General features: G+C 65.0%; 23 protein-coding genes. 9 read left to right on the top strand and 14 right to left on the bottom strand.

All coding sequences use genetic code 11. The features are described from left to right. Window positions 1-127 precede the first annotated feature (127 nt). The 6 genes from F0A17_RS17615 to F0A17_RS17590 all read left to right on the top strand — a co-directional run bounded on the left by F0A17_RS17615 (window position 128) and on the right by F0A17_RS17590 (window position 4,775). Window positions 128-1,438, top strand: coding sequence for a nitrous oxide reductase family maturation protein NosD (locus F0A17_RS17615; RefSeq protein ID WP_149329670.1), 1,311 nt, complete (start codon window positions 128-130; stop codon window positions 1,436-1,438). Continuing rightward, window positions 1,435-2,370: an ABC transporter ATP-binding protein gene (locus tag F0A17_RS17610; RefSeq protein WP_149329669.1), complete on the top strand. Its 936-nt coding sequence runs from the start codon at window positions 1,435-1,437 to the stop codon at window positions 2,368-2,370. The genes F0A17_RS17615 and F0A17_RS17610 overlap by 4 nt, the downstream gene beginning before the upstream one ends. Further along, window positions 2,367-3,191 carry an ABC transporter permease gene (locus F0A17_RS17605; protein WP_149329668.1) on the top strand — a complete coding sequence of 275 codons (825 nt, stop codon included), beginning with the start codon at window positions 2,367-2,369 and terminating at the stop codon, window positions 3,189-3,191. Before F0A17_RS17610 ends, F0A17_RS17605 begins: the two co-directional genes overlap by 4 nt. A 27-nt stretch (window positions 3,192-3,218) precedes the next feature. Next, a complete protein-coding gene (locus F0A17_RS17600) occupies window positions 3,219-3,788 on the top strand; it encodes a nitrous oxide reductase accessory protein NosL (RefSeq protein WP_149329667.1) in 570 nt (189 codons plus the stop codon). 64 nt (window positions 3,789-3,852) lie between these two features. Next, window positions 3,853-4,395 carry a hypothetical protein gene (locus F0A17_RS17595; protein ID WP_149329666.1) on the top strand — a complete coding sequence of 181 codons (543 nt, stop codon included), beginning with the start codon at window positions 3,853-3,855 and terminating at the stop codon, window positions 4,393-4,395. Further along, window positions 4,395-4,775: a DUF6164 family protein gene (locus F0A17_RS17590; RefSeq protein WP_149329665.1), complete on the top strand. Its 381-nt coding sequence runs from the start codon at window positions 4,395-4,397 to the stop codon at window positions 4,773-4,775. The genes F0A17_RS17595 and F0A17_RS17590 overlap by 1 nt, the downstream gene beginning before the upstream one ends. Window positions 4,776-4,831: 56 nt before the next feature. Here F0A17_RS17590 and F0A17_RS17585 read toward each other — a convergent pair whose 3' ends face one another. The 8 genes from F0A17_RS17585 to F0A17_RS17550 all read right to left on the bottom strand — a co-directional run bounded on the left by F0A17_RS17585 (window position 4,832) and on the right by F0A17_RS17550 (window position 13,837). After that, the gene (locus tag F0A17_RS17585; RefSeq protein ID WP_149329664.1) at window positions 4,832-5,365 is read right to left on the bottom strand and encodes a hypothetical protein; all 534 of its coding nucleotides are present in this window, start codon (window positions 5,363-5,365) and stop codon (window positions 4,832-4,834) included. A 64-nt stretch (window positions 5,366-5,429) separates the two neighbouring features. Further along, complete coding sequence (locus tag F0A17_RS17580) at window positions 5,430-7,106, bottom strand: NapC/NirT family cytochrome c (protein ID WP_187774730.1); 1,677 nt, start codon at window positions 7,104-7,106, stop codon at window positions 5,430-5,432. A 158-nt stretch (window positions 7,107-7,264) separates the two neighbouring features. Beyond that, the gene (locus F0A17_RS17575) at window positions 7,265-8,872 is read right to left on the bottom strand and encodes a nitrite reductase (RefSeq protein WP_149329663.1); all 1,608 of its coding nucleotides are present in this window, start codon (window positions 8,870-8,872) and stop codon (window positions 7,265-7,267) included. Between the two features lie 254 nt (window positions 8,873-9,126). Further along, complete coding sequence (locus tag F0A17_RS17570; RefSeq protein WP_149329662.1) at window positions 9,127-9,879, bottom strand: Crp/Fnr family transcriptional regulator; 753 nt, start codon at window positions 9,877-9,879, stop codon at window positions 9,127-9,129. Window positions 9,880-9,904: 25 nt separating this feature from the next. Next, window positions 9,905-10,786: a c-type cytochrome biogenesis protein CcmI gene (gene ccmI, locus F0A17_RS17565; protein ID WP_149329661.1), complete on the bottom strand. Its 882-nt coding sequence runs from the start codon at window positions 10,784-10,786 to the stop codon at window positions 9,905-9,907. Further along, complete coding sequence (locus tag F0A17_RS17560; RefSeq protein ID WP_228716950.1) at window positions 10,783-11,289, bottom strand: cytochrome c-type biogenesis protein; 507 nt, start codon at window positions 11,287-11,289, stop codon at window positions 10,783-10,785. Before F0A17_RS17560 ends, ccmI begins: the two co-directional genes overlap by 4 nt. Continuing rightward, complete coding sequence (locus F0A17_RS17555; protein WP_149329660.1) at window positions 11,286-11,837, bottom strand: DsbE family thiol:disulfide interchange protein; 552 nt, start codon at window positions 11,835-11,837, stop codon at window positions 11,286-11,288. The genes F0A17_RS17560 and F0A17_RS17555 overlap by 4 nt, the downstream gene beginning before the upstream one ends. Further along, window positions 11,834-13,837 carry a heme lyase CcmF/NrfE family subunit gene (locus F0A17_RS17550; RefSeq protein WP_149329659.1) on the bottom strand — a complete coding sequence of 668 codons (2,004 nt, stop codon included), beginning with the start codon at window positions 13,835-13,837 and terminating at the stop codon, window positions 11,834-11,836. The genes F0A17_RS17555 and F0A17_RS17550 overlap by 4 nt, the downstream gene beginning before the upstream one ends. Window positions 13,838-14,178: 341 nt before the next feature. Between F0A17_RS17550 and F0A17_RS17545 the strand changes: the two genes are divergently transcribed. Continuing rightward, window positions 14,179-14,700, top strand: coding sequence for a peptidylprolyl isomerase (locus tag F0A17_RS17545; protein WP_422671107.1), 522 nt, complete (start codon window positions 14,179-14,181; stop codon window positions 14,698-14,700). 96 nt (window positions 14,701-14,796) lie between these two features. Here F0A17_RS17545 and F0A17_RS17540 read toward each other — a convergent pair whose 3' ends face one another. Next, a complete protein-coding gene (locus F0A17_RS17540; RefSeq protein WP_149329658.1) occupies window positions 14,797-15,168 on the bottom strand; it encodes a VanZ family protein in 372 nt (123 codons plus the stop codon). Next, window positions 15,161-16,243, bottom strand: coding sequence for a uroporphyrinogen decarboxylase (gene hemE / locus F0A17_RS17535; protein WP_149329657.1), 1,083 nt, complete (start codon window positions 16,241-16,243; stop codon window positions 15,161-15,163). Before hemE ends, F0A17_RS17540 begins: the two co-directional genes overlap by 8 nt. A gap of 185 nt (window positions 16,244-16,428) precedes the next feature. On the opposite strand from hemE, the gene ribA reads away from it, so the two are divergent. After that, entirely contained in the window at window positions 16,429-17,064 is a 636-nt protein-coding gene (ribA, locus tag F0A17_RS17530) for a GTP cyclohydrolase II (RefSeq protein WP_149329656.1), read from the top strand. A gap of 41 nt (window positions 17,065-17,105) precedes the next feature. After that, entirely contained in the window at window positions 17,106-17,777 is a 672-nt protein-coding gene (gene trhA / locus F0A17_RS17525; protein WP_149329655.1) for a PAQR family membrane homeostasis protein TrhA, read from the top strand. An 855-nt stretch (window positions 17,778-18,632) separates the two neighbouring features. Here the strand turns inward: trhA and F0A17_RS17520 are convergent. The 4 genes from F0A17_RS17520 to F0A17_RS17505 all read right to left on the bottom strand — a co-directional run bounded on the left by F0A17_RS17520 (window position 18,633) and on the right by F0A17_RS17505 (window position 23,929). After that, the gene (locus F0A17_RS17520) at window positions 18,633-19,895 is read right to left on the bottom strand and encodes an amidase (RefSeq protein ID WP_149329654.1); all 1,263 of its coding nucleotides are present in this window, start codon (window positions 19,893-19,895) and stop codon (window positions 18,633-18,635) included. Then, a complete protein-coding gene (locus tag F0A17_RS17515) occupies window positions 19,892-21,292 on the bottom strand; it encodes an amidase (protein ID WP_149329653.1) in 1,401 nt (466 codons plus the stop codon). Before F0A17_RS17515 ends, F0A17_RS17520 begins: the two co-directional genes overlap by 4 nt. Before the next feature lie 90 nt (window positions 21,293-21,382). After that, on the bottom strand, window positions 21,383-22,642 hold the full coding sequence (locus tag F0A17_RS17510; RefSeq protein ID WP_149329652.1) for a M20 family metallo-hydrolase: 1,260 nt from the start codon (window positions 22,640-22,642) through the stop codon (window positions 21,383-21,385). Window positions 22,643-22,654: 12 nt separating this feature from the next. Further along, the gene (locus F0A17_RS17505) at window positions 22,655-23,929 is read right to left on the bottom strand and encodes a TRAP transporter large permease (RefSeq protein WP_149329651.1); all 1,275 of its coding nucleotides are present in this window, start codon (window positions 23,927-23,929) and stop codon (window positions 22,655-22,657) included. Between the last annotated feature and the right edge of the window lie 9 nt (window positions 23,930-23,938).

The raw sequence follows: 23,938 nt of genomic DNA, 5'->3' as shown, positions 1-23,938 counted from the left end.
TTCTGATGACATGAGCATGCCGGGACCAAGCGGATAGAGGAGGTCCTACGTCAGGGGTAAGGAGGCTCCTCCGAACGGGTCGGCCATGGATGGCCGCCCCCCGGCCCTCAACAGTTTGGAGAAAGGCATGACCCGACGACCGTTTTTCGGCGTCCCTATCCTGATTCTGACCGCCTGGCTGCTGGTGCCGGGCCAGTTGCTGGCCGCCGATTGGCAGGCCCGCCCGGGCGAATCGCTGCAGCCGCTGGTCGAACGCGCCAGCGACGGCGATCGCCTGCTGCTGCCAGCGGGCCGTTATCCCGGCCCGCTCATGCTCGTCCGCACGTTGAGCGTGGAGGCCGAGCCCGGCGCCGTGATCGATGCAGGTGGCAGCGGACATGGCGTGATCGTCACCGCCCCCGGTAGCGTCATCGACGGCCTCACCGTCGAAAACTGGGGCCGCGACCTCACCGCGATGGATACCGGCATCCTGGTGGCGCGCACCGCCACCGGCAGCGTCATTCGCCGTTCGCGCCTCGAAGGGCCCGGCTTTGGCATTCGTCTCGATTCGGTACACGAAGTGGACGTGCACGACAACGTCATTCGCGGCGACACCTCGCTGCGCTCGCAGGACCGTGGCAACGGCATTCATCTGTACAACGTGCGCGATGCACGGGTCGAGGGCAACGACATCCGCGACGTACGCGACGGCATCTACATCGACACCAGCAGCCAGAGCCTGTTGCGCGGCAACGTGATGCAGGATCTGCGCTACGGCGTGCACTACATGTACGCCCATGACAACCGCCTGGAAGAGAACCTGACCCGCAACACCCGCACCGGCTATGCGCTGATGCAGTCGCGCCATCTGACAGTCACCGACAACCGCTCCGAGGGTGACCTCAACTACGGCATCCTGATGAACAACATCACCGACTCCACCCTGCGCGGCAACCGCATCCGCGACGTACGCCAGCCGCTGGATGCCAGCGGTGAGGGGATGGTCAGTGGCGCCGAAGGCAAGGCGCTGTTCGTCTACAACGCCCAGTTCAACCGCTTCGAAGGCAACCGCCTGGCCGCGAGCGACATCGGCATCCACCTCACCGCCGGGTCCGAGGACAACGCCGTGGTGGGCAACGCTTTCATCGACAACCGCCAGCAGGTGATGTACGTCGCCACGCGCACCCAGGAGTGGACGGAAAACGGCCGCGGCAACTATTGGAGCGACTACCTGGGCTGGGACCTGGCTGGCGACGGCGTCGGCGATACCCCCTACGAGCCCAACGACGCCATGGACCGCCTATTGTGGCGCTACCCTGTCGCACGATTGCTGATGCACAGCCCCGCGGTACTGACCCTGCGCTGGGTGCAGCGTCAGTTCCCCGTCTTCCGTCCCCAAGGCGTGAAGGACAGCGCCCCCCTGATGATGGAACCCCACTTCGGAGACTCCGACACATGACCGCGGTGATCGAATTCCACGGCGTGACCCGACGCGACGGCGATGTCGTGCGCCTCGACGCCCTCGACCTCACGGTCTGCGAGGGCGAGGTCCTCGCCCTGCTCGGCCACAACGGCGCCGGCAAGACCACCACCATGAAACTGATTCTGGGACTGCTCTCACCTAGCGAAGGCTCGATCTCCGTACTCGGCGGCGCCCCCGACGGCGCTCACGCCGAGACGCTGCGCCGCCGACTGGGTTACCTGCCCGAGAACGTCAGCTTCTACGAGCCGCTCAGCGGCCGCGAGGTCCTGGAGTTCTTCGCCCGGCTCAAGCGCGTCGATCGGCGCCAGGTGGACGAGCTGCTCGAGCAGGTCGGCCTGGGCGCGGCGGCCAAGCGCCGTGTGAAGACCTACTCCAAGGGCATGCGTCAGCGCCTCGGTCTGGCTCAGGCGCTGCTCGGCGAGCCACGCCTGCTGCTGCTCGACGAACCCACCACCGGGCTCGATCCCGCCGCCACTCGCGACTTCTACGACACCGTGCGCCGCCTGCGCGAGCGTGGCTGTACGGTGCTGCTCTCTTCCCACGTGCTGCCGGGCGTGGAGCCCTACATCGACCGCGCGCTGATCCTTGGCGGCGGCCGCCGCCTGGCGCTGGGCAGCCTCGAGACCCTGCGCGCCGAAGCCGCGCTGCCGACGACCATTCGCGCCCGCGGCCGGCTCGAAGGCGCCGACTGGCAGCGGCTCTGGAGCGAGTCGCGCATTCAGGCACGGCCGCTCAACGGCCACGAGGTGGCGCTCTCGGTGCCCGCCGACGCCAAGCTTGCCGTGTTGCGTCACCTCACCGCTCACCCCGGCGTCGAGGATGTCGAACTGCTACCACCCACCCTCGAGCACCTCTACACCCATTTCTCCGCCGGGCTTGCACCCCATGAGCGAGGAGACGCCCAATGAACGCCATCCTGACCCTGGCCGGCAAGGAGTTCCGCGACGGCATGCGCAACCGCTGGGTGCTGGCCATCACCCTGGTGCTGGCCCTGCTCGCCGTGGGCATCGCCTGGTTCGGTGCCGCCGCCAGCGGCGGGCTGGGCTTCACCTCGCTGGCCACGACGCTGGTCAGCCTCGCTACCCTGGCAGTGTTCCTGATCCCACTGATCGCTCTACTGCTGGCCTACGACGCCGTGGTCGGCGAACAGGAGTCGGGTACCCTGCTGCTGCTGCTGACCTACCCGGTCAGCCGCACCGCGCTGCTGCTGGGCAAATTCCTCGGCCACGGCCTGATCCTCGGCAGCGCCACGGCGCTGGGCTTCGGCATTGCCGGCGTGGTGATCGCGCTGGGCGCCGAGGGTGTGGCGCTGGGTGAACTCGCCGCCGGCATGGGCCTGCTGATCGTCAGCAGCGTGCTGCTGGGCTGGGTATTCATCGCCTTCGCCTACCTGATTAGCGTATGGGTGAGCGAGAAGGCCCGCGCCGCCGGCTTGGCGCTGGTGGTGTGGTTCCTGTTCGTACTGGTGTTCGACCTGGGCCTGCTGGCCCTGCTGGTCAGCGTCAAGCAGGGCGGCGACTGGCTGCCCTGGCTGCTGCTGCTCAACCCCACCGAGCTGTTCCGCCTGATCAACCTGGCCGGCTTCGAGGCGGCGCGCAGCTATACCGGCCTGACCTCCATTGCCGTGGGCGGCGCCTTCCGCCCCGCCGTGCTGCTGCCCCTGCTGGCCGCCTGGTGCCTGGTACCCCTGGGCCTGGCGCTGCTGCGCTTTCGTCATCGTTCGGCCTGATTTCCTTCTTTGCCTTGGAGTGCCCCCATGCCCCGCTTCCTGCTGTTGCTTCCCCTGCTCCTGTCGACATTGCTGATCGCCGGTTGCAACGAACCGGAGCCCGTCGCCCTGGCCGCCGCCGAGCCCATCGAATCCGGCGACAGCTGCCACGTGTGCGGCATGCTGATCGACGAGCACCCCGGGCCCAAGGGTCAGGCCTTCATGGACAAGCAGGGCTCGGCATTGAAGTTCTGCTCCACCGCGGAGCTGTTCGCCTTCCTGCGCCAACCGGAGAACGAAACCCGCCTCTCCCACGCCTACGTGCACGACGTGGCGGCCGCCCCCTGGCCTACCCCCGACGACGACGCCTTCATCCTCGCCAGCGAGGCGTGGTACGTGGCGGGCCACGACCAGCGCGGCTCCATGGGCCATACCCTGGCCTCGTTCAAGGAACGCCGCCACGCCGAGGCCTTTGCCGAGACCCACGGCGGCGAGCTGTATACCTTTGACGATATCGACCTTGAGCTGCTGGCCCGCCTGAGCCGCGGCGAACTGGGCGGCGGCGAGGCGATGGGCGCCATGGCCGGCCACGGCGATGGCCATGGCGGAGGACACTGAGCCCGGCGGGACAGCGTTACCGCTTCATGCTAGGCTCGGGCGCATCGTTTCTCGAGGACCCCGCATGCGTTTCACCGCCCTGCTCGCTCTCGCATTGGTCGGCCTGACCCTGGCCGGCCCGGCCGCGGCCACCAACTACAACGTCAGCGATGCCGAGCAGCACGGAAACTGGCACTCCGTGACGCTGTCGCTGGGCGATGAGCGCCACTTTCGCGCCCTCGAGCAGACGAGCTACAGCGACTCGATCCTGAGCGTGAACTACACCGCCGGCGTGTGCGATCTGCCGTGGCTCGAGGTGCGCGTCGAACTCGAAGAGCACCAGCCCGAGAGCCGCGTGGCCAACCTGGTGCCCGGCGACCTGCGGGTGGATCACGAGACCCTCCACAGCGGCATGGCGGAATTCATCACCCAGCGCGGCGACCGCGGCTTCTACGTCAACTTCTACCTCGATACCCAGGACCTGCTGCTCGACGAGATGCGCGGCGGTGAAACGCTACGGCTGCGCTTCGATCGCGGCGACGAGGACTACTGGTTCATGAGCTTCGACCTGGCGGGGGCCGAGGCGGCCATCGCCCGCGCCGAGCGGCGGTGCAAGGCGGCCGGCTGATGGCGACGCTGCTGTTCCGGCTGGCCAACGTCACCGAGGAGGAAGCCTGGGAGGTGCGCCGGCTGCTCGACGAGCATGGCTTCGATACCTACGAGACTCACGCCGGGTTCTGGCGCCTGGGCGTGGATGCCATCTGGCTACGCGACGCCTCTCAACTCGAACGGGCACGCGACGTGCTCGAACGCTACCAGGCCGGGCGGCAAGCACGTGTACAGCAGGAGCATGCCGAGCGGGTCACCCAGGGAGACGCACCGACCCTGTGGCGGCGCCTTAGGCAGCATCCCGTGAAGATGCTGCTGGTGGCGCTGGCAGTGCTGGCCATTCTGGCCCTCACATTGGCGCCCTTCCTCGGATTGATCGAGCGCATCGGCAGCGACTGAGCGCTTGCCGGGCAAGCGAAACGGCCGCCAGCGGGCGGCCGTGAGGTTATGCGCATTCAGCGAAACCGCTGCGTATCCAGGTACTCCACCGACAGGTAATCCTCAAAGGTCCACAGCCGCACGAAGCGCCCGCGGTGGGCCATCTCGTCGCCGTCGCCACTCCACACCATCAGGCTCTGAGGCGTTTCCGGCCTCTCCCCCTGGAGCTGCTCGAACCACCAGGCGGCCATCTCCTCCTCCCAGGGTTCGCCGTGGTTCGCCACGAGCCGCTCGATGACCCGCTCGCGCTCCGCCACGTCGTGGTGGAAGGCCACCACCAGCGCCAGAGCGTCGTCGCCGGCCGGGAACACGTAGCGCAGGGCGGTCTCGTCCTGCAGTTCGCCATCGATGAGGCGATCGCCCTCGTCGGTCTCGTGTACTTCGATCCCGGTCACGCCATCGTTCTCGAGAACGGCCATCACTTCCTGGGATGACATCCCGAACTCGGCGCTGCGATAGCCCGTGGGCCCTTCCGCCGCCAGGGCAGCGGTAATGGCCAGAGCCGTCACACCGGCGGCCAAACAGGTGCCGGCACGGTTGAAGCGCATCATGTCAGTACCTCTCATTCGCCAGCGCCCCCGGCCAGGCCAAGGACACCGCGTGGATCGCCGTGCATCAGCGGGTGACGCGCGTCGCATTGATTTCCACCCTGTCCTCGCCGAAGGCTTCTTCCGGGTTCTCGGCATCGAAGGCCAGACCGTACTGGAACGAGACGTGGTGGAAACGCGAAGCGGCGTGATCGTCGTGCAGCGCTACGTTGAGGCTGTAGAGACGCGCCAGGTCGAGCGGCTTGTCGCCCTGCGTCCCGGTCTTGAGCGCGCGGGTCAGGTAGGCGGTCCACACCCCGTCCTGCTCCTCGGCGCTGAAGGCGATGGCCTGGCTGCCGCTGAAATGGCGCTCGTCGAGGACGTAGCCCGACTCGACGCTGCCGTCGCCACTGTTGTAACGCGCCAGGTCGAGGTAGACGCCGCCATCGAGCAGCTCCCGGATCTCGCCCTCCTCCTTGAGCTTGTCCCAGCCACCGCGGGCGGCACCGCGACGTCCTTTGATCTCGATCCCGGTGCGACTCTCGGTCAGGTACTTGGTGACGCCGTTACCGCTCATCAAATCGAGTCGCTCGGAGAGCTCGCTCGCCGCAAGCGCCTCGGCTTCGGGGGCGTCCGGCATGTAGGCGGAATCGTGGTGGCAGCTCGCCCAGCAGCCCGCCCGCTCGGCCATGTCGACACGGTCGTCGGAGAGGCTCACGGTCAGCTTGAAGGGGTTATCCGGGTCCATCACGCCGCCTTCGATGAAGGGCAGCGGCGCATGCTCGCCGGCCTCCCACTGGAACTGCATATAAAGGTACTCGTCATCGAAGGCGGCCTTGACGCTCATCGGTACGTGGCCGCGCTTGTCGCCCAGGTCGAAAGTCTCGATCTTCTCGCCGGCGACGGCCAGCGCGCCGATGTCCGCCTCTTCGCCCTGGTGACACCAGAGGCAGCGATCGCCGAAGCTGAAGGCGCGGCCGCCGCCATGCTCGCTGCCGTCCTGGATCCATTCGATGGAGGCCTGTCCGGGCAGGAACAGCGTCAGCTCGACCGCCGGCATCGCCTCCCAGTCGAGCGAGGCAGCCAGGTTCTCACTGACCGAGGCAGCCTCGCCGATATCCTCGCTCTCCAGCGGTGCCTCCGGCGCTCCCCCGACGCCATCCGCGGCGTCGGCGACCTCGAAGCGGCCTGCCCATACCGGCGATTCGTCCCAGGCCTCGGGCAACCGGTGGGCGATTCCCTGATGACACTCAATGCAGGTCATGCCCTGATCGAATGCGCGCGAGTGTTCGCGCGAGGCGCGCGCGGCCTGCTGCTCCAGGGCCATCGCCGACCCGTCGTGGCAGTTGCGGCACTCGCGCGAGTCGGTCCTGAGCATCGAGCGCCAGACGTTCTCGGCCAGGTGAATGCGCTTGGCCTCGAACGCCTCCTGGGTATCGATCGAGCCCAGCATCCAGTGCCATACCTCGCGGCTGGCCTGGATCTTACGAATCATCTTGGGCCCCCAGGCGTCCGGTACGTGACAATCGGAGCAGATCGCCCCCACACCGGTGGCATTGCGGTAGTGCGGACGTTCCTGGTACTCCTCGTGAACCCAACTCATCTCATGGCAGGCGCTGGTGCAGAACGTGTAGCTGTTGGTGGCTTCCATCACGGTGTTGAAGCCGCCCCAGAAGATGATACCGGCAACAAAGAAGAACACCGCGGCACCCAGCGATGCCCCCAAGATGGTGATTCTGCGCCAATTGCGTGGTCGCTCCCCCATGGTCTTACTCCCAATGTCATTCGCGAGTGCTTGCCCTCGACGGCCGCCGCCTGGTTGTCGCTGTTGTGCCGGCCCTTTCCCCCGCCGCTTCGCCGCGGCGAAACGGCGGGGGAAAGGGCCGGGGTGCCCGCTGGCCCCCGGCGCAAGCGGCTGGGCGATCAGCCGACGTGTTTCTTGCGGTTGTAGACGTTGAACTTGCCGGTCGGCGTGTTGAGGCCTTCGACGACCGCCTTCACCTCCAGGGTCTGGTCGTCATAGACCACGATGGCGCCGTCCTCCTGATGGCCGTCGCCACGCGCCCAGATGGAGACCCACACCTCGGTGCCGGTCTGGTCGTACTCCATGTGCACCGCCACGGCGTCATGCTCCAGGGGGCGGTCGGCGACGTGGATCGGCGTCAGTTCGCGGGTCTCCTTGTTCATGACCATGACCCACTGGTTGACGTCGGCCTCGGGATGCATGGCCTGGTCGATCCACACGTGGGGTGAGTCGGGGTGGGTGCGCACGAACAGGCCGGGACCGTCGGTCTCGACGCTGTCGCAGATCTGCCAAGCCCGTTCGGGATGCCCTTCGGGGTCGTTGCCCCAGAAGGTCATGCGGCCTTCGCCCAGGTGGGTGGTCCCCGCCACCGGACCGCACTCGGGATCGACCCAGTTGGCGCCCGGGCCCGGGTGGGGCTTGACGCCGGTTTCCAGCAGGCTGACCAACTTGCGCGTCTCGGTGTCGATGAACACCATCTTGTCGCTCATGTTGGCGGCGATCTGGAAGTAGCGGCCGGTGGGGTCGAAGAAACCGTCGTGCAGGTACTCGGCGGTTTCCATCTGGTCGATGCGCAGGTTGTCGATATCGCTGTAATCGACCTGCCAGACTTGGCCGGACTCCTTGACGTTGACCAGGAAGGTCGGCGCATGCGGTGTGTTGTAGAGCGCCGCGACGCGGGCCTCGTTGCGAAAGTTGCCCTGGGTGTCATAGCTGCGGGTGGAGACGACCTTGAGCGGTTCCATGGTCTCGGCATCGGCGATCACGAAGTGCGGCGGCCAGTAGGCGCCGCCGATGACGTACTTGTCCTTCCACTCACCGTAGTGAGACACCGCCACGTCACGGGCGTCGTAGCCGATGAATACCTCCGCGGTGACCTGGGGCGGGTTCATCCACAGGTCGATCTTGGAAAGCCGACCGTCACGCCCCTGGACATACCAGAAGCGGCCGTCGGAGCTCTCCTTGGCCACGTGCACCGCGTAGCCGGTCTCGACCTCAGTGACCAGTTCCTTGGTGTCGGCGTCGATGATGCCCATGGCGCCACGGTCACGCAGAATGGTGACCATGAAGTTTTCCCAGTTGAGATCATGCTGGGGCTCGGTGGGCAGGTCTTCCGGCGCGACGAAGACCTGCCAGCGTTCCTTCATGTCGGCCAGCGACATCTCCGGCGGCTCGACCGGGTCGTGCTGGATGTACTGCGAGATCAGCGTGATGTCATCCGCGGAGAGGATGCCATCGAAGTTGTTCATGCCGCCTTCCGTACCCAGCGTGATGATGCTCTCCAGACGCCGCTGGCCCAGCTCCTGGGTGGTCTCGGGCAACAGGTTAGGACCGGTGGCGCCGTTGCGCGTGGTGCCGTGACAGCCGGCGCAGCGCTGGAAGTAGATGTTGTTGGCGCGCTCCATCTCTTCGGCGCTCAATTCCGGCGCCGCGGCCTGGGCGGTCCCCATGGCGGCCAACGGGAAGCTGAGGGCGAAGATCCCCTTGGTCAATGCTCTCTTGTGCATAACGTGCCTCGCTTGGTTTCCCCTTCGGGTAGTGGCTGGCGGGTGCCCGACATGACCTTTTCTTCTGCGCTCAGCGACCATGGCTCTCAGCCACCCCCCACCTGGGGCCAGTAGAGCAGCTTTGCCTTTCGCCTCACTTGACCATTGTCAATTGATGCATCCAGGAGTTGACTTATGTCACAAGAGTTTCGAGTAAAGCGCCGCGCCCCATTGGCACGGGCCGCGGCGTGGCGTAGGAAGGGATAGCCGGTGGGTCAGCGGCAGGGACGCAGGCCAGCGGCCGGCATGACGCCACTGAGGGGGGCAACGACCGCTTCGTCGGTGGCATTGGCAAAGCGCCGCAGACCGGCGACGTCTTCGACATGGACGAAATTGCGTTCGCAACTGACGCCGACCTCGCGTAGCCGCGCCAGCGCCCGCGAGAAGCTCTCGGGCTTCATGCCCAGCCGACCGGCGATGAGCAGCTTGTCGCAGGGGAGGCAGACACTGATCGGGCCATTCTCGTCGGGGCACAGCGAGACGATGAAGGCCGCCAGGCGCTGGTAGGTGGGCTGCAGCGTGAGCTGGTCGAGCTGGCGCACCAGCGAGCGCAGCATGCCAGAGAGGTTGGCGAGCATGTTGAGCGCCAGGCCGTGATGGCGCTCCAGGGTGGTGAGAAAGTGCTCGGCGGGAAAGAGCAGCAGCCGGGCCTCCTCGACCACCGCCGCATTGACCGGAAACCCCAGCCGGTCGAACATCGCCGCCTCGGCGAAGGATTCACCGCGGGTGAATAACCCCACCATGCACTCATTGCCATCGGGGCTCTCTCGGAACAGCTTGACCCAGCCGCCCAGCACCACGTAGAAGCGATCCGCCGGCTCGCCCCTGCGGAACAGCTGCGTTCCTCGGCGATAGCGGCGCTCCAGGGCACCCTCGGTGAGCAGCGCCAGGGTCTCGCTTTCGAGCCCGGCGAACAGTGGTACCTGGCGTACGGCCTGCAGGGCCTCACGGCTCAGCGGCGATGTCATTCGATGCCTCCTTCTGTGACGCGTCTCATTCGGCTGCCGCCCGGTCCAGCTGCGCCAGATTGCCGCGGATCGCCTCGGCCTCGCGCGAATCCGGCGGCAGCACGCCGAGCAGGCGCTGCCAGTAGCCCCGGGCCGCGGCTTCGTCCGCCAGTTGGACGGCCAGGGAGCCCGCCAGCCATAGCCCTTGGACGTGTTCGGGGTCGATGGCCAGGGCGCGCTCGATCAGGCGTTGGGGCTCGCCGGTCAGGCTGCCCTGCCGTTCGGCCAGAACGTCCGCATAGCGCGCCAACAAGTCGGGATTGCGCTCGCCGCCATGGACCATGGCCTCGCGGAAGGCTCGCTCCGCGGCTATCAGGTCGTTCAAGAAGACCAGGGTGCGACCCAGCAGCACCCAGCTCTCGAGATCGTTCGGCTCCCGGGCCAGACGTCCTTGAAGCTGCTGCGCCAAGTGCTCGAACTCACGTCGCAACGCCGCCTCGGAAGGCGGCTCGGCTTCGAAAAGTGGCGCTGGCGTACCCGCAGACGCCTGGGTGGCAAACACCTCCTCGGCATGGCCGACCGTCAAATAGATACTGACGGCCAGAAACGGCAGCACAACCACGCTGGTGAAGGCAGCGATGGAGGAAGCATGCCGCCCAACGCGCCTGCGCAAGACGGGGGCGACGACGATGGTGTCGAGCAGCTCGCGCTCGAGTTCAGCCAGCGCCGTCGCGTGCTGGGCCCGGGTCAGGGTGCCGGCGGCCAGATCCCGGTCGAGCTCATCCAACCGCTCTCGATGCATCGCCAAGGGTGGCGCCCGCCCGTCTAGCGACGCGGCATCGGGCGGCGCATGCAGCAGCGGGATAACGACGAAGGCCAGCGCCATCAGGCACAGCGCCAGTGCCAGCAAGAGAAACCCTCCGTTCACGGCAACCTCCCGCCACCGCTTTCGCGGCGCAGCCGCTCAAGCAGGGCGCGCTCCTGTCCGGTGAAGACCGGTGCCGGGGGCATGCGCCGTCGCACGGCGACGCTTCGCCACCAGGCCAAGGCGCCGAACAGCGCCAGCAGGAAGGGGCTGGCCCATAGCAACCAGGTGTTGGCTTGCAGCGGCGGCCGGTAGCGCACGTAGTCGCCATAGCGCTGCACCATGAACTCGATGATGGCCCCGGCGTCGTGCCCGGCCAGCGTCATCTCGTAGACCCGGCGACGCATGTCGGCGGCCAGTTCGGCGTTGGATTCGTGAATGGCCTCGCTCTGGCACACCGTGCAGCGCAGCTCACGCACCAGGATGTCGTACTGGCGTTGATGCGCCTCGCGGGTGAACGTCAGCGGCTCGCCGATCGCCAACCCCATGACCGACCCCGCGGGAAGCCAGGCGGCCAGCAGCCACAGGCTCAGAGCGCGTCGAATGAGGGGGATGCGTGGTTTCATGATTGCGCCATCCTCCTGGCTTCGCCGGCGCGCAGGGTCTCGATCAGCGGCAGCACCTCGTCGAGCAGCAGCTGGCGGGTGAGCGGGCCGATGCGCTTGTAGCGGATCACCCCCTCGGCATCGAGCACGTAGGTTTCCGGCGTGGCGTAGACGCCCCAGTCGATACCGGCGTCGCCCTTGGGGTCGTAGGCGATGGTGCGGTACGGGTTGTCACTGACGTTGAGGTAGCGCAGCGCCGAGTCGCGTTCGTCGCGGTAGTTGAAGGCGTGGATGGGAATGCCACCGCGGGCCAGCTCCATCAGCAGCGGCTTCTCCGAACGGCAGGTGCCGCACCATGTGGCCCAGACGTTGACCAGCGCCACCTCGCCGATGAAGTCGCGCTCGGTCAGGATGACCTCGGCATTTTCCAGCGCTTCCAGCATGAACGGTGGTGCCGGCTTGCCTACCAATGGAGAGGGCAGGTCTCGGCTGTTCAGACCCAGGCCCATGAATAGCAGCCCCAGCAGGGCCGAGACTCCCAATAGCAGCAGGATCAGACGCGGCTTCATGGCTGGATCGTCTCCCCGATGGTGGCGTGACGGCGCACGGCAACCTGCGGTTCGTCACGGTGTCGGCGCGCCAGACGATAGCGCCTGTCGGCAGCGGCCAGCAGCCCGCCCAGCGCCAGCAAGAGCCCCCCGCCCCACATCCAGGCCATGTAGGGCTTGTAGTAGAGCCGGAAACTCCAGGCGTCCCCCTCCAGCCGCTCCCCTAGCGAGACGTAGACGTCGCGGGTCGCCGAGCGGTCGAGCGAGGCCTGGTTCATGGGGTTGCGCGGCTGGGCGTCGTAGTAGCGCCGCTGCGGCGTGAGCAGGGCGATCGGACGCCCCTCGCGGACAACCTCGACCACCGCCTGGTCGCCCTCCCAGTTGGCGCCACGTACGGACTCCATGCGTCGCAGGGTGAAGTCGAAGCCTGCCGCCGAGGCGGTCTCGCCCGGGGCCAGGCGCACGTCGCGCTCGACCTCGTACGTGTTGACCATGGCGATCGCCACCACCACCAGCGCCAGCCCCATGTGCGCCAGGTGCATGCCGAGAAAACTCGGGCGCAGAACCCGCCTGAGCCGGGTCGGCCACGGCTGTCGCGCGGAGCCCAACCGCCTACGCACGTCGAGCAGGGCCGTCAGCACGACCCAGACGGCGAGCATCAGCGAAAGCGCGGTCAACGGCTGCCAGGTCCCCAGGGCCAGCGGCCAGAGCCCGCCGGCAAGTACGCTGGCGACGCAGGCCCAGCGCAGCTGGCGGACGGTGTCGCCGGGGCTGGCCTGCTTCCAGGCCACCGACGGTCCCAGGCCGACCAGCAGCAAGAGCGGCAGCATCAACGGGGCGAAGACAGTCTCGAAGTAGGGCGGGCCCACCGAGATCTTGCCCAGGCCGAAGGCGTCCAGCGCCAGCGGGTAGAGCGTGCCGACGAAGACCGCCATGCAGGCCACCGCCAGCAGCACGTTGTTGGCCAGCAGCAACGACTCGCGCGAGTACCCGGTGAAGGCTCCGCCGAGCCCCACCTTCGGCGCCCGCCAGGTGTAGACCGACAGCGCGCCGAGCAAAGTGAGGCTCAGGATGCCAAGCAGGAACACCCCGCGTTCGGGGTCGGTAGCGAAGGCGTGCACCGAGGTGATCACCCCGGACCGCACGATGAAGGCACCGAGCACGGTGAGCGCAAAGGTGGCGATGGCCAGCATCAGGGTCCAGACCTTGAAGCCGCCGCGTTTCTCCGTCACCGCCAACGAATGGATCAGCGCCGTCGCCGTCAGCCAGGGCAGGAAGGAGGCGTTCTCCACGGGGTCCCAGAACCACCAGCCACCCCAGCCCAACTCGTAGTAGGCCCACCAGGCCCCCACCGTGATGCCCAGGGTGAGGAATACCCAGGCCGCCGTGGTCCAGGGGCGCGACCAGCGCGCCCAGGCGGCATCGAGCCGGCCGCCCAGCAGTGCCGCGATGGCGAAGGCGAAGATCACCGCGGTGCCCACGTAGCCCATGTAGAGCAGCGGCGGGTGCAGGATCATGCCCGGATCCTGCAGCAGCGGATTCATGCCGCGCCCCTGCATGGGGGCGGGGACGACTCGCTCGAAAGGATTCGAGGTGAACACGGTGAAGGCGACAAAGCCAGCCGAAACCATGCCCAGCACGGCCAGCACCCGGGCCACCACCTCCCGCGGCAGCGAGCGGCTGAACAGTGTCACGGCGAAGCCCCAGGCACCGAGCAGGAACACCCACAGCAGCAGCGAGCCCTCGTGCCCGCCCCAGGCGGCGGTCAGCTTGTAGATCAGCGGCTGGTCGGCGCTGGAGTGGCTGGCGACGTAGCGCACGGTGAAGTCGTCGACGGCGAAGGCCCAGACCAGAATCGCGAAAGCCAGCGCGAGGAAGACGCACTGCCCGGTGGCCAGGAAACGACCGCTGCGCATCAGCCGCGCATCGCCGAGCCAGGCGCCGAGCCACGGCAGCACGCTCTGGGTTATTGCCAGACACAAGGCCAGGATCAGGGCAAAGTTTCCGAGTTCCGCCACCATGGACTGCTATCTCCTCGTCGGCAAACGCCGACACGAACGATGCCGTGGCCGCGGCGATGATGTCGCCGATGGCGAGCTGAACGGCCGACCTGTTGGCATGGTCCGCCGAGTGGCGCATAAACGCCATATGGAGACTTTCTTAGTGACCCCCCTTCTGATCTGGATCAACCTCACTGGCGCGGCGGGATGTCGCGCTCGATCGCGAGGCGCCCCGTCTGGAAGCCGGACGCCGGCAGTCGTAAGCTAGACACACATGTTTACAACACACCGATTCCGCCCTACAGGAGCCCCTCGTGCTGAAACGAACCCTACTGATCCTTCTGACCGCCGTCTGCCTGCCGCTGGCCGCCGCCAGTGCCCACGCCACCGATGTGGTGTTTCACACCAACCATGGTCCCATCGGCATCGAGCTGTTTCAGGAACAGGCCCCCGAGAGCGTCAACAATTTCCTCACCTACGTGCAGGAGGGCCATTACGACGGCACCCTGTTCCACCGTGTGATCGACGGCTTCATGATCCAGGGCGGCGGCTTTGACGAAGACTTCCGCCAGAAGCCCACCCGCGATCCGATCACCAACGAAGCCGACAACGGCCTGCGCAACGAGCGCGGCACACTGGCCATGGCGCGCACCGGCGCCCCACATTCGGCCACCTCGCAGTTCTTCATCAACGTCAATGACAACCGCTTCCTCGACCATCAGGGCACCCACTCCGGCCAGGCCTGGGGCTACGCCGTGTTTGGCCGCGTGGTGGAGGGCATGGAGGTGGTCGACGCCATCAAACGCGTGCCCACCAGCAGCCGCGGGCCCTTCCAGGACGTGCCGCGCGAAGCGGTGATCATCGAGCGTGCCGAGATCCAGTGAACCCTCGCCCTTGAACGACGGCGCCCCGCCACCTTGCGGTGACGGGGCGCCGTCGTGTCGAACCCTATGAAGCACCACGTCGCTTCCAAAGGGACGCTACTCCCGGCGGCGCGCCGTCCGCCATCCCCATAGCAGGGATGCCGTCGCGGCTCCCAGGCCATTGGCGAGGATATCGAACCAATCTCCACCGCTACGGCCCGGTACCGAGATCTGCAAGTACTCGATGGCGATACCGTAGAGCGTCGCCGCGAGAAAGGCCCAAGGTGGGCGTACACCGGCTAGCCCCATCAAGCCGGCCAACCCGGCATAGCCGAGAAAGTGGTTGGCCTTGTCCCATGGTATTTGGCTGGGCATCTCGTCGCCCGGCGTTAGACTGCCGCCGGCGATCGCGAGCGCCGCCAGAACGGCCAACACCGCCCACAGGCGATGTCGATCGTGCCAACGCCGATGCCGTACGCCGTCAGGCATTCTGGTACTGGATGGTGCGATGGTAGCGCGGGCTCAGCTCATGCAGCGCCTCCATGAAGGCGGTGACGCTGTCCGGGTCGGTAAACTGGCTGATGCCATGGCCCAGGTTGAACACGTGCCCGGGGCCGTGACCGTAGCTGTCGAGGATGCGCCCCACCTCAGCGCGAATGGCCGCCGGGCGGGCGAACAGTACGTTGGGGTCGAGATTGCCCTGCAGCGCCACCTTGTGCCCCACCCTCGCACGGGCATCGGACAGTTCGGTGGTCCAGTCCAGGCCCACGGCGTCGGGGCCGGCCAGGGCGATATCCTCTAGCCACTGACCGCCGTTCTTGGTGAAAAGGATCACCGGCACGCGGCGCCCGTCGTGTTCTCGCTCGAGACCGGCGACGATCTGCTCCATGTAGCGCAGCGAAAATTCCAGATAGGCTGGCGTGGAGAGTGCGCCGCCCCAGGTATCGAAGATCTGCACCGCCTGGGCGCCGGCCCGAATCTGCGCATTCAGGTAATCGGTCACCGCCTGGGCCAGCACATCGAGCAGCTGGTGCATGGTATCGGGCTTGTCGTAGAGCATGGTCTTCACGTGACGGAAGTCCTTGCTGGAGCCCCCTTCCACCATATAGGTCGCCAGCGTCCAGGGACTGCCCGAGAAGCCGATCAGCGGCACACGCCCGTTCAGCTCGCGGCGAATAGTGGACACGGCGCGCATCACGTAGTCGAGGTCGCGCTCGGCGTCCGGCGCCTCGAGCGCCTCGACATCCTCTATGCTGCGCACCGTCTTGCGAAACTTGGGCCCCTCGCCCGTCTCGAAATAGAGTCCCAGCCCCATGGCATCGGGAATGGTAAGGATGTCGGAGAACAGGATCGCAGCGTCGAGCGGATAGCGCTCCAGCGGTTGCAGCGTCACCTCGCAGGCCAGGTCGTGATTGCGACACAGGTCCATGAAATTGCCGGCATCGGCGCGGGTGGCGCGGTACTCGGGCAGGTAGCGGCCCGCCTGACGCATCATCCATACCGGGGTGCGGTCCACCGGCTGACGCATCAGGGCGCGCAGGAAGCGATCGTTCTTGAGATCCATGCAGGCATCTTCCACAGGAAATGTCGGTCCATTGTAGCGCATCATTTTTCACGCGGCTTGACCCTGGCCAAGTGAAACGCAGCGTGCTGCCTGCACCTCCCGGTCATGCCCGTGAGCACGGGCCACGTTCCTGCTAGAATGGCAGCTTCACTTCCGGCATCGCCGTGGTCTGACCGAGGTACCCCGTGACCATTCGATTCATCGCCGCTTCCCGGCTGCCCACCCCCTGGGCCACCTTCACCATGCACGGCTTCGAGGACGAGGCCACCGGCAAGGATCATATCGCCCTGACGCTAGGCAACGTAGCCGACGGCGAGCCGGTGCTCGGACGGGTGCATTCGGAGTGTCTGACCGGGGATGCCCTGTTCTCGATGCGTTGCGATTGCGGTTATCAGCTTCAGGAAGCGCTGAAGCGTATCGCCGAAGAGGGACGCGGCGTACTGCTTTACCTGCGTCAGGAGGGGCGCGGCATCGGCCTGCTCAATAAGATTCGCGCCTACCATCTTCAGGATCAGGGCGCCGACACCGTGGAAGCCAACGAGCGACTCGGCTTCGGTGCCGACCTGCGCCGTTACGACCTCTGCGTGCCGATGCTCGAGCACCTGGGTGTCAACGGCCTGCGCCTCATGACCAACAACCCGCGCAAGGTTGATGCCCTGACCAAAGAAGGGGTCGACATTGCGGAACGCGTGCCCCTGACCACGGGTCTCAATCCACATAACGAGCAGTACCTGTCCACCAAGGCAGGCAAACTCGGCCACATGATGGCACTGGGCGACTTCACCCGGGCCGGCGATGTGGATATAGAGCGTAAGCCCTGAGCCGAACCGGCATCGGGGCGCCCCTGACGGAAGAGATCCCCATGCCGCACTCCCTCGCTCCAAGCGGGCAACGCCGCCATGTTCTCGAGGAAATGCTGAACAGTATCAGCCACGGCATAGGCGCCGCGCTGAGCCTGGCCGGCGTCATCGTTCTTCTGGTGCTGGCCAGCGTGGCCGCCCATGTCGACCCGTGGAAGATTGTCGGCATCAGCCTCTACGGCGTGACCCTGGTGCTGCTCTATACCGCCTCGACCCTTTACCACGGCGTTCGCCATCCGCGACTCAAGCGCATCTTCCAGCATCTGGATCATTGCGCCATCTATCTGCTGATCGCCGGCACCTACACGCCCTTCTTGCTGGTCAACATGCGCGGCCCCACGGGCTGGACGCTGTTTGCCATCGTCTGGACCCTGGCCCTTGCGGGTATTGCCTGCAAGCTCGCCTGGCCGCACCGTTTCACGGTATTGCGGGTGGCGATCTACCTTGTCATGGGCTGGCTGATCGTATTCGCCAGCGGCGAGATGAGCGCCCGTCTGCCCACGACTGGCATCGCCCTGCTCACCGCCGGCGGCGTCACCTACACCTTGGGCGTGATTTTTTTCGCCATTCGCGCCATCCCTTTCAACCACGCCATCTGGCACGTGTTCGTGCTCGGCGGCAGCACCTGTCACTACTTTGCGGTTTACGCGGCGGTACTGCCATTCAGCACCTGACGTCATCGCGCCCCCGGCCTACCACGGTTCCCGATCTCGGCTAGCCCCGCCCCATCGTGCCATGGGCGCGGCCTTTCCGTGTCCCTGCGAACCCATCCGGCTCGTCGTAGCGATCCCTTTTTGTAGGTTATCTCTTACAAAACAGATCGGTTATTTCTTACATGGACGTTGCTGCAGGTTAAAGCCCATTTCGCCCGGGGTTGGCATTCTTAAAGGGCAACTGAGCAAGGAACGCTCAGCAAGGACGACCGAGTCAGGATGACTCGACTATCCAGGGATGCTCGGGGAGGAAGGATACCCGAGGAGGATGTAAGGAAGCGGAGATCCAGCCCGGCCAAACGGCCGGGCTTTTCGCGCGTCTCCAGTCGAATGGGGCTTCTGGTTTCATAGACTCGCCTGGATGCGAAGCAACGATATTTACCTTTTCTTACTCATTTAAACTATTTAAATTAAAATTTTACGCTGATTTATATCCTAGGTTAAGGAGCAAATTTCTTTTTTCCACCATCTTTAGGGTATAGGGAAAAGGAAAGCCCAACAAGGAAGGCCGAGCGACGGAATGCTCTGATCCAAGGATGCCTGGGCAGGAAGCCTAGGATGGCGGGAAAAGGAAGCGTTAATAAAGAGCCCGACCTTCACGGTCGGGCTTTTTATTAAGCCGAATGGCCGATGAATTTGCTATTTTTCTCCCCCTGGCTTCGCGCAAAAGCAGCTATTCTTCTTTGGCGTAAGACGCTTCAGGTTTTGCGTTCTCTGTGGGTTCGCCAGAATATCGCGTCTTATCGCACCTGCCCCGGCCAAGGCCGGGGATTTCTTTTTCCGGTGGCACTTACGGGACGGGGTTTCCATTAACGCCTAATTAAGTATTCTGTTTGAGACCGCCAGCAAGTGAACATCCTGAAACCGATTGGCGATCAGCTGTACTCCTACTGGTAAGCCCTCCTCTGACCAGTAAATGGGAAGATTGATACAGGGCATCCCTAGTAACGTCCAAGCTCGAGAATAGAGGGGGTCGCCTGTGCTTTCCAAACCTTCGGGAGCCGCACCGGTCGCGCTGGGGGCAATGAGAAAATCGATCCCTCCTGAGAAAATTTCCGTCATTCGTTGTCTCGCATGCTCACTGGCAATGCGAGCTTCCTGATAGGCCTTGAGCGGTATCCGCTCCCCCTCCTCCAGTAATGCCTCGAGTGCACCACTCATTTCGTCACGGAACAGGATCCTCTCACTGGCCAATTCTCTCGCGGCTTCGTAAGCCAGGACGACATGTTGATGCGCGGTCAATTCGTCCCGCGCTGGATCGGCTGGGATCTCGATAATCTCCGCTCCCTCGGCTGCCAGGCGTTGCGACGCAAGCTCCAGCGCGGCGCAAACCTCCGGCGCGAGCACCAAGGAACCGGGAATGGGGCATAGGCCGATCCGAGTACCGGCGAGGCTTACCCGGTGTCCCAGCCCTTCACTTCCCGTGAGCGCCTGAAAAACTGTTCGGGTATCCTCCACCGTGCGAGTGAACCAGCCCAGGGTATCCAGCGAAGGCGCCAGGGCCCTGACGCCAGAGAGGGGTAGCGTGCCATGGGTCGGCTTGAAGCCGACCACGCCGCAGTAGCTGGCAGGACGTATGATGCTACCGACGGTCTGGGTACCTAGTGCCACCGGTACCATGCCGGCCGCCACGGCCGCGGCTGAACCGCTGGAGGAGCCACCGGGCGTTCGTCCCGGATCATGCGGATTGCGGGTACCGCTGGGTTGAAAGTAGGCAAACTCGGTCGTCACCGTCTTGCCCATGACCAGGGCACCGAGCGAGGCCAGGCGAGTCACGATCGCCGCATCGGTCGGTGCGTGTTCCAGCCGTTGGTAGCGGGTCCCCCAAGTGGTCGGAAGATCGCGCGTTTCGATGATGTCCTTGATCCCTACCGGCACCCCAAGGAGGGGAGGCAAGTCATGGCCTTTCGTCGGCAAGGTTTCGGAAGGACGGGGCGCCAGGCAGGCCCAGGCTCCCAGCCCGGTTTCCTTGGCCTCGATCATCTCACGGCAAGCATCCCACCAGTCCAGAGGGCCTACCTCACCGGCTCCGAGCCGACGCTGAAAGTCGGCGATCGATAGAGGGTTCCAGTCGTTCATGGCGATGGCGGACCTCCCAGGATGTCGATACCGCTACCCAGACACTGTTCGATGGATTGCCCAATGGCCAGCAGTCGCGCGTCCTGCCAGGGACCGGCAAGTACCTGTAACCCCACGGGCATGCCGACGGCATCTCGTCCAACCGGCATGGTCAGGCCGCACAGCCCCATGAAATTTCCGATCACGGTGTTCCGCAGGGCAAGCATGTTGGCCTTGGGGTAGGCACCTTCGGGCTCCAGGCTTTCGAGGGTCGGCGGTGTGATGGCCACGGTTGGAGTGAGCATGGCATCTACGCCTGCGACAGCCGCCGAAGCCTCGGCGCATAAACGCTGGATGACCGAGCGTCGACGCACGTACTCCCAGGCCGGCATATCGTCTGCAGCACGCACCCGTGCGGCCACATTGGGGTCCAGTACCTCGATCATCCCGGGCAGCTCCGTCCTCAGGAAGGCGGCGAGTTCCGCAGCCGCCAGGCCCCCCTGTTGAAAGAGAGCATAGGCCTCGTCGGTGCCCGGGAGATCGAGAGGCACCAAACGAGCCCCGGCAGCCTCCAACCGGGCAATGGCCTGCCTGACGGTTTCGGCGATCCCTGGGCTGCAATCCTCCCAGAAGTAACGCTCCGGCACGCCGAAGGTGAGGTCCGACAGCTCCGGACATGGCGGCACACGCTGCGAATGACGGCCAAGCGGGGCATCCAGTGCGTCGAACGCAAATGCCAGATCGTCAACGCGACGTGCCAACAACCCGGGCGAATCGAGCGTCGTGGAGAGTGGCACGATCTGGTCCTTGGGCCAACGCCCTTCCGTGGTCTTCAGTCCCGCGACGCCCGTCATGGCCGCTGGGATTCGCACCGAGCCCGCCGTGTCGGTGCCGAGAGCCAGACTGGCGGTGCCCCCCACCAGCGACACACCCGCGCCGGAACTGGACCCACCGGGAGTGCGATGGCATGTGATATCCCAAGGGTTGCGAGGCGCGCCCCAGTGAGCGTTCGTGCCAAGGCCACCGAAGGCAAACTCCACGCTATGGGTCTTTCCCATCACGCTGGGTAGCTGCTCCAGCAGCGCTGCCACCATCGGGCCGGCCCGCTCCCATGACTTGGGCAGACGACGCGATGAGCCGGCGTAAGTCGGTAGGCCGGGCACAGCGAAAATATCCTTGATGGATACCGGGATACCCATCAGCGAACCGGCATCGCCCCCGTGCGCGAGCACGGCATCGGTGGCGCGTGCTGCGGCGAGAGCGGCTTCGCCGTTCCAGGTCATGTAGGCGTTATCATGCTGGCCTCGCAGGTGATAGGCCGCCAGCGAAGCCTCGGCCAATGCCATTGCGCTCAGCGAACCCTCGCGCAACCCGGCATGCTGATCGCGCAAGGACTTGTTCAGGGGGGAGTCGATCATGGTCACCATTCCTGTCTTTCCGTCGCGAATCGTGGGGAGGCGATACCCTGAGACATGATGAGGCGTCCTCGTTGTTGTGAGAAAAAACGGTCAGGTCGTGACGTGAAGGAGACGTCCTGCCGCATCGGCCAATACGCGAACAGCCACTTCCGCATCGACACGCTCGACGTGCTCATCGGGATGGTGGCTGATGCCGTTACGGCACGGTGCGAAGAGCATGGCCGTGGGGCAGATCCGCGCCAAGTGAATGGCGTCATGGAAGGCTCCAGACATCAATCGGAGCGGCGGCGAATAGTTCGAGACGCTGGCATCCAGCACGGCCAGTAGCGTCTCATCGAACGCAACCGGCGCCACGCGAGAGGAGACATCGAGGCGTGCCGTACAGCCAGCCCATTTCCGTTCCGCCAGGCGATGAAACTCGGCATCCAGCACGTCCAGGACTGCCTGGCTGGGGTGCCGGAGGTCAATGGTGCAGGTTACCCGCTCGGGAATGGTATTGACCGAGCCGGGCAACACCGCGAACTTGCCAATGGTGAAGCGCAGTTCGTCATCGGCATTTGCGACGGCCGATCTGAGCGCCGTCACCAGATCGTGGGCCCCCAGGAAGGCGTCACGGCGAGCCGATGCGGGCGTGGTCCCGGCATGATTGGCCTCGCCATTGATCTCGAACCCGTACCAGTTCACTCCCTGGATGCCCGAGACGACGCAGACCGGCAAGCCACGCGACTCCAACACCGGGCCCTGTTCGATGTGCAGTTCCAAAAACGCATGCGGAACGTAACGGGCTGGACGGCGATGCACCCTCTTGGATTCAAGGAGCGCCAAACACTCCTCGAGCGCCTCTTCGAACGAGGTGCCTTCCCCATCGGTTGCCGACACGATCGTATCTTGGGAGCGTGCCCCCGCGAACCAGGACGAGCCGGAAGCACCAGGCGCGAAGCGTGCGCCCTCCTCGTTGGTCCATGACACTACCTCGACCGGCCGGTCATGGCGGACCTGCTGCTCCTGCAAAGTGCGCAGCACCGCAAGCCCCGCCACGACACCAAGAGCACCGTCATACGCACCGCCTCGCGGCTGGCTGTCGAGATGACTGCCGATCAACAGCGGCGCCAGCGTTGAATGACGCCCCTCACGATGCAGGAAGACATTCCCAAGGTCGTCGTAGTGGGCCGTGCAGCCAAGCGATTCGGCTTGTGCCACCAACCATAGCCGCGCCTGGTTGTCGGCGTCATCCAAGGCCAGCCGGCAAAGGCCACGATCCCTCAACGCCCCAATGCGAGCCTGTTCCTGCACGTCGGCCCAGAAGCGATCACCGTCGAGGTAGTAGCCCAGGGTAGGGGCATCTGTCATCGTTCAACCTCCTCAGTAGATCAGCGATGGCAGCCAGGTGCTGATCCATGGCACGTAGGTGATGATGACCAATGCCAGGATCATGAGGCCAATGAGCGGCAGGCAGGCTTTGAACACTTCCTGAAGCGACATCTTGGAAATCGCCATCGCCACGAACAGGTTGAGACCGACCGGTGGGGTAATCATGCCGACCGAAAAGTTGACCAGCGTGATGACACCGAAGTGAACGGGATCGACACCCACCTGAGCCGCAATGGGCTGCAGCAGGGGCGACAGCACGATGATGGCTGAGGCACTGTCGAGGAAGAATCCCGCAACGATCATGACCACGTTGAACAATCCCATGACTTGAATCGGGTCGTCGGTCAGAGAAAGAACTTGGCTTGCCAGTTGGGTAGGAGTGCCGGTAATGGCCAGTATCCAGGAGAAGGCCGAGGCCCCGGCAGTGATCAGCAGCAGGGTTGCCGAAGTCAGGCCGGAGCTGCGCAAGGTCCCGATAAGCTCAGGCACCTTGATCGTACGGTAAACCACCATCCCCACGAAGAGGCCATAAGCGCAAGCGACGGCTGCCGACTCGGTGGGTGTGAATACGCCGCTGTAGATGCCTCCCAGCAGAATAAATGGCAGACCAAGGCCCCAGGCCGCATCCTTGAAGGCGTGTCCGATTTCGGCCAGCGTGGGGAATGAGGAGCGCGCATATCCCTTGAGGGAGGCATAAACGATACAGTAAGCAATCAGCAGCGAGGCAATCAAAATGGCGGGGAACAGGCCGGCGGCGAACAGACGACCCACGGAGGTTCCGGTGACCGAACCATAAATGATCAGGGCAATGCTAGGGGGAACGATGGGCCCCAACGTTCCCGCTGTCGCAATCAAGCCTATCGCAAAGCTTTTGCTGTAACCGGCTGCCACCAGGGCGGGAAACATGATCGTGCCGATCGCCACCACCGTGGCAGGGCTGGATCCGGAAATCGAGCCGAAGAACAGGCATGAGAGGACCGTCGCCGCCGCCAGTCCGCCGGGTACCCAACCCACCAGCGCTTTCGCTAGATTAATCAAGCGGTCAGACAACCCCCCGATGCGCATCAGCTCCGCCGCGAGAATGAAGAAGGGGATGGCCATCAAGGAAAAGTTATTCATGCCCGTGAACATGCGCATGGGCACGATCACGGCACTGGTAGTCCCGAAGAACTCAATTGCAATGAATACCGAAAATGCCAAGGCGGCAAAAATTGGCAATCCCAACAACAGTACCGCAAAGAAAACAGGAAGAAGCGCCGTAACCATGGGTGTTCC

Source organism: Billgrantia pellis (genome assembly GCF_008297955.1).
Lineage (GTDB): Bacteria > Pseudomonadota > Gammaproteobacteria > Pseudomonadales > Halomonadaceae > Halomonas > Halomonas pellis.
This window is presented reverse-complemented; position numbering and strand designations above follow the sequence as displayed.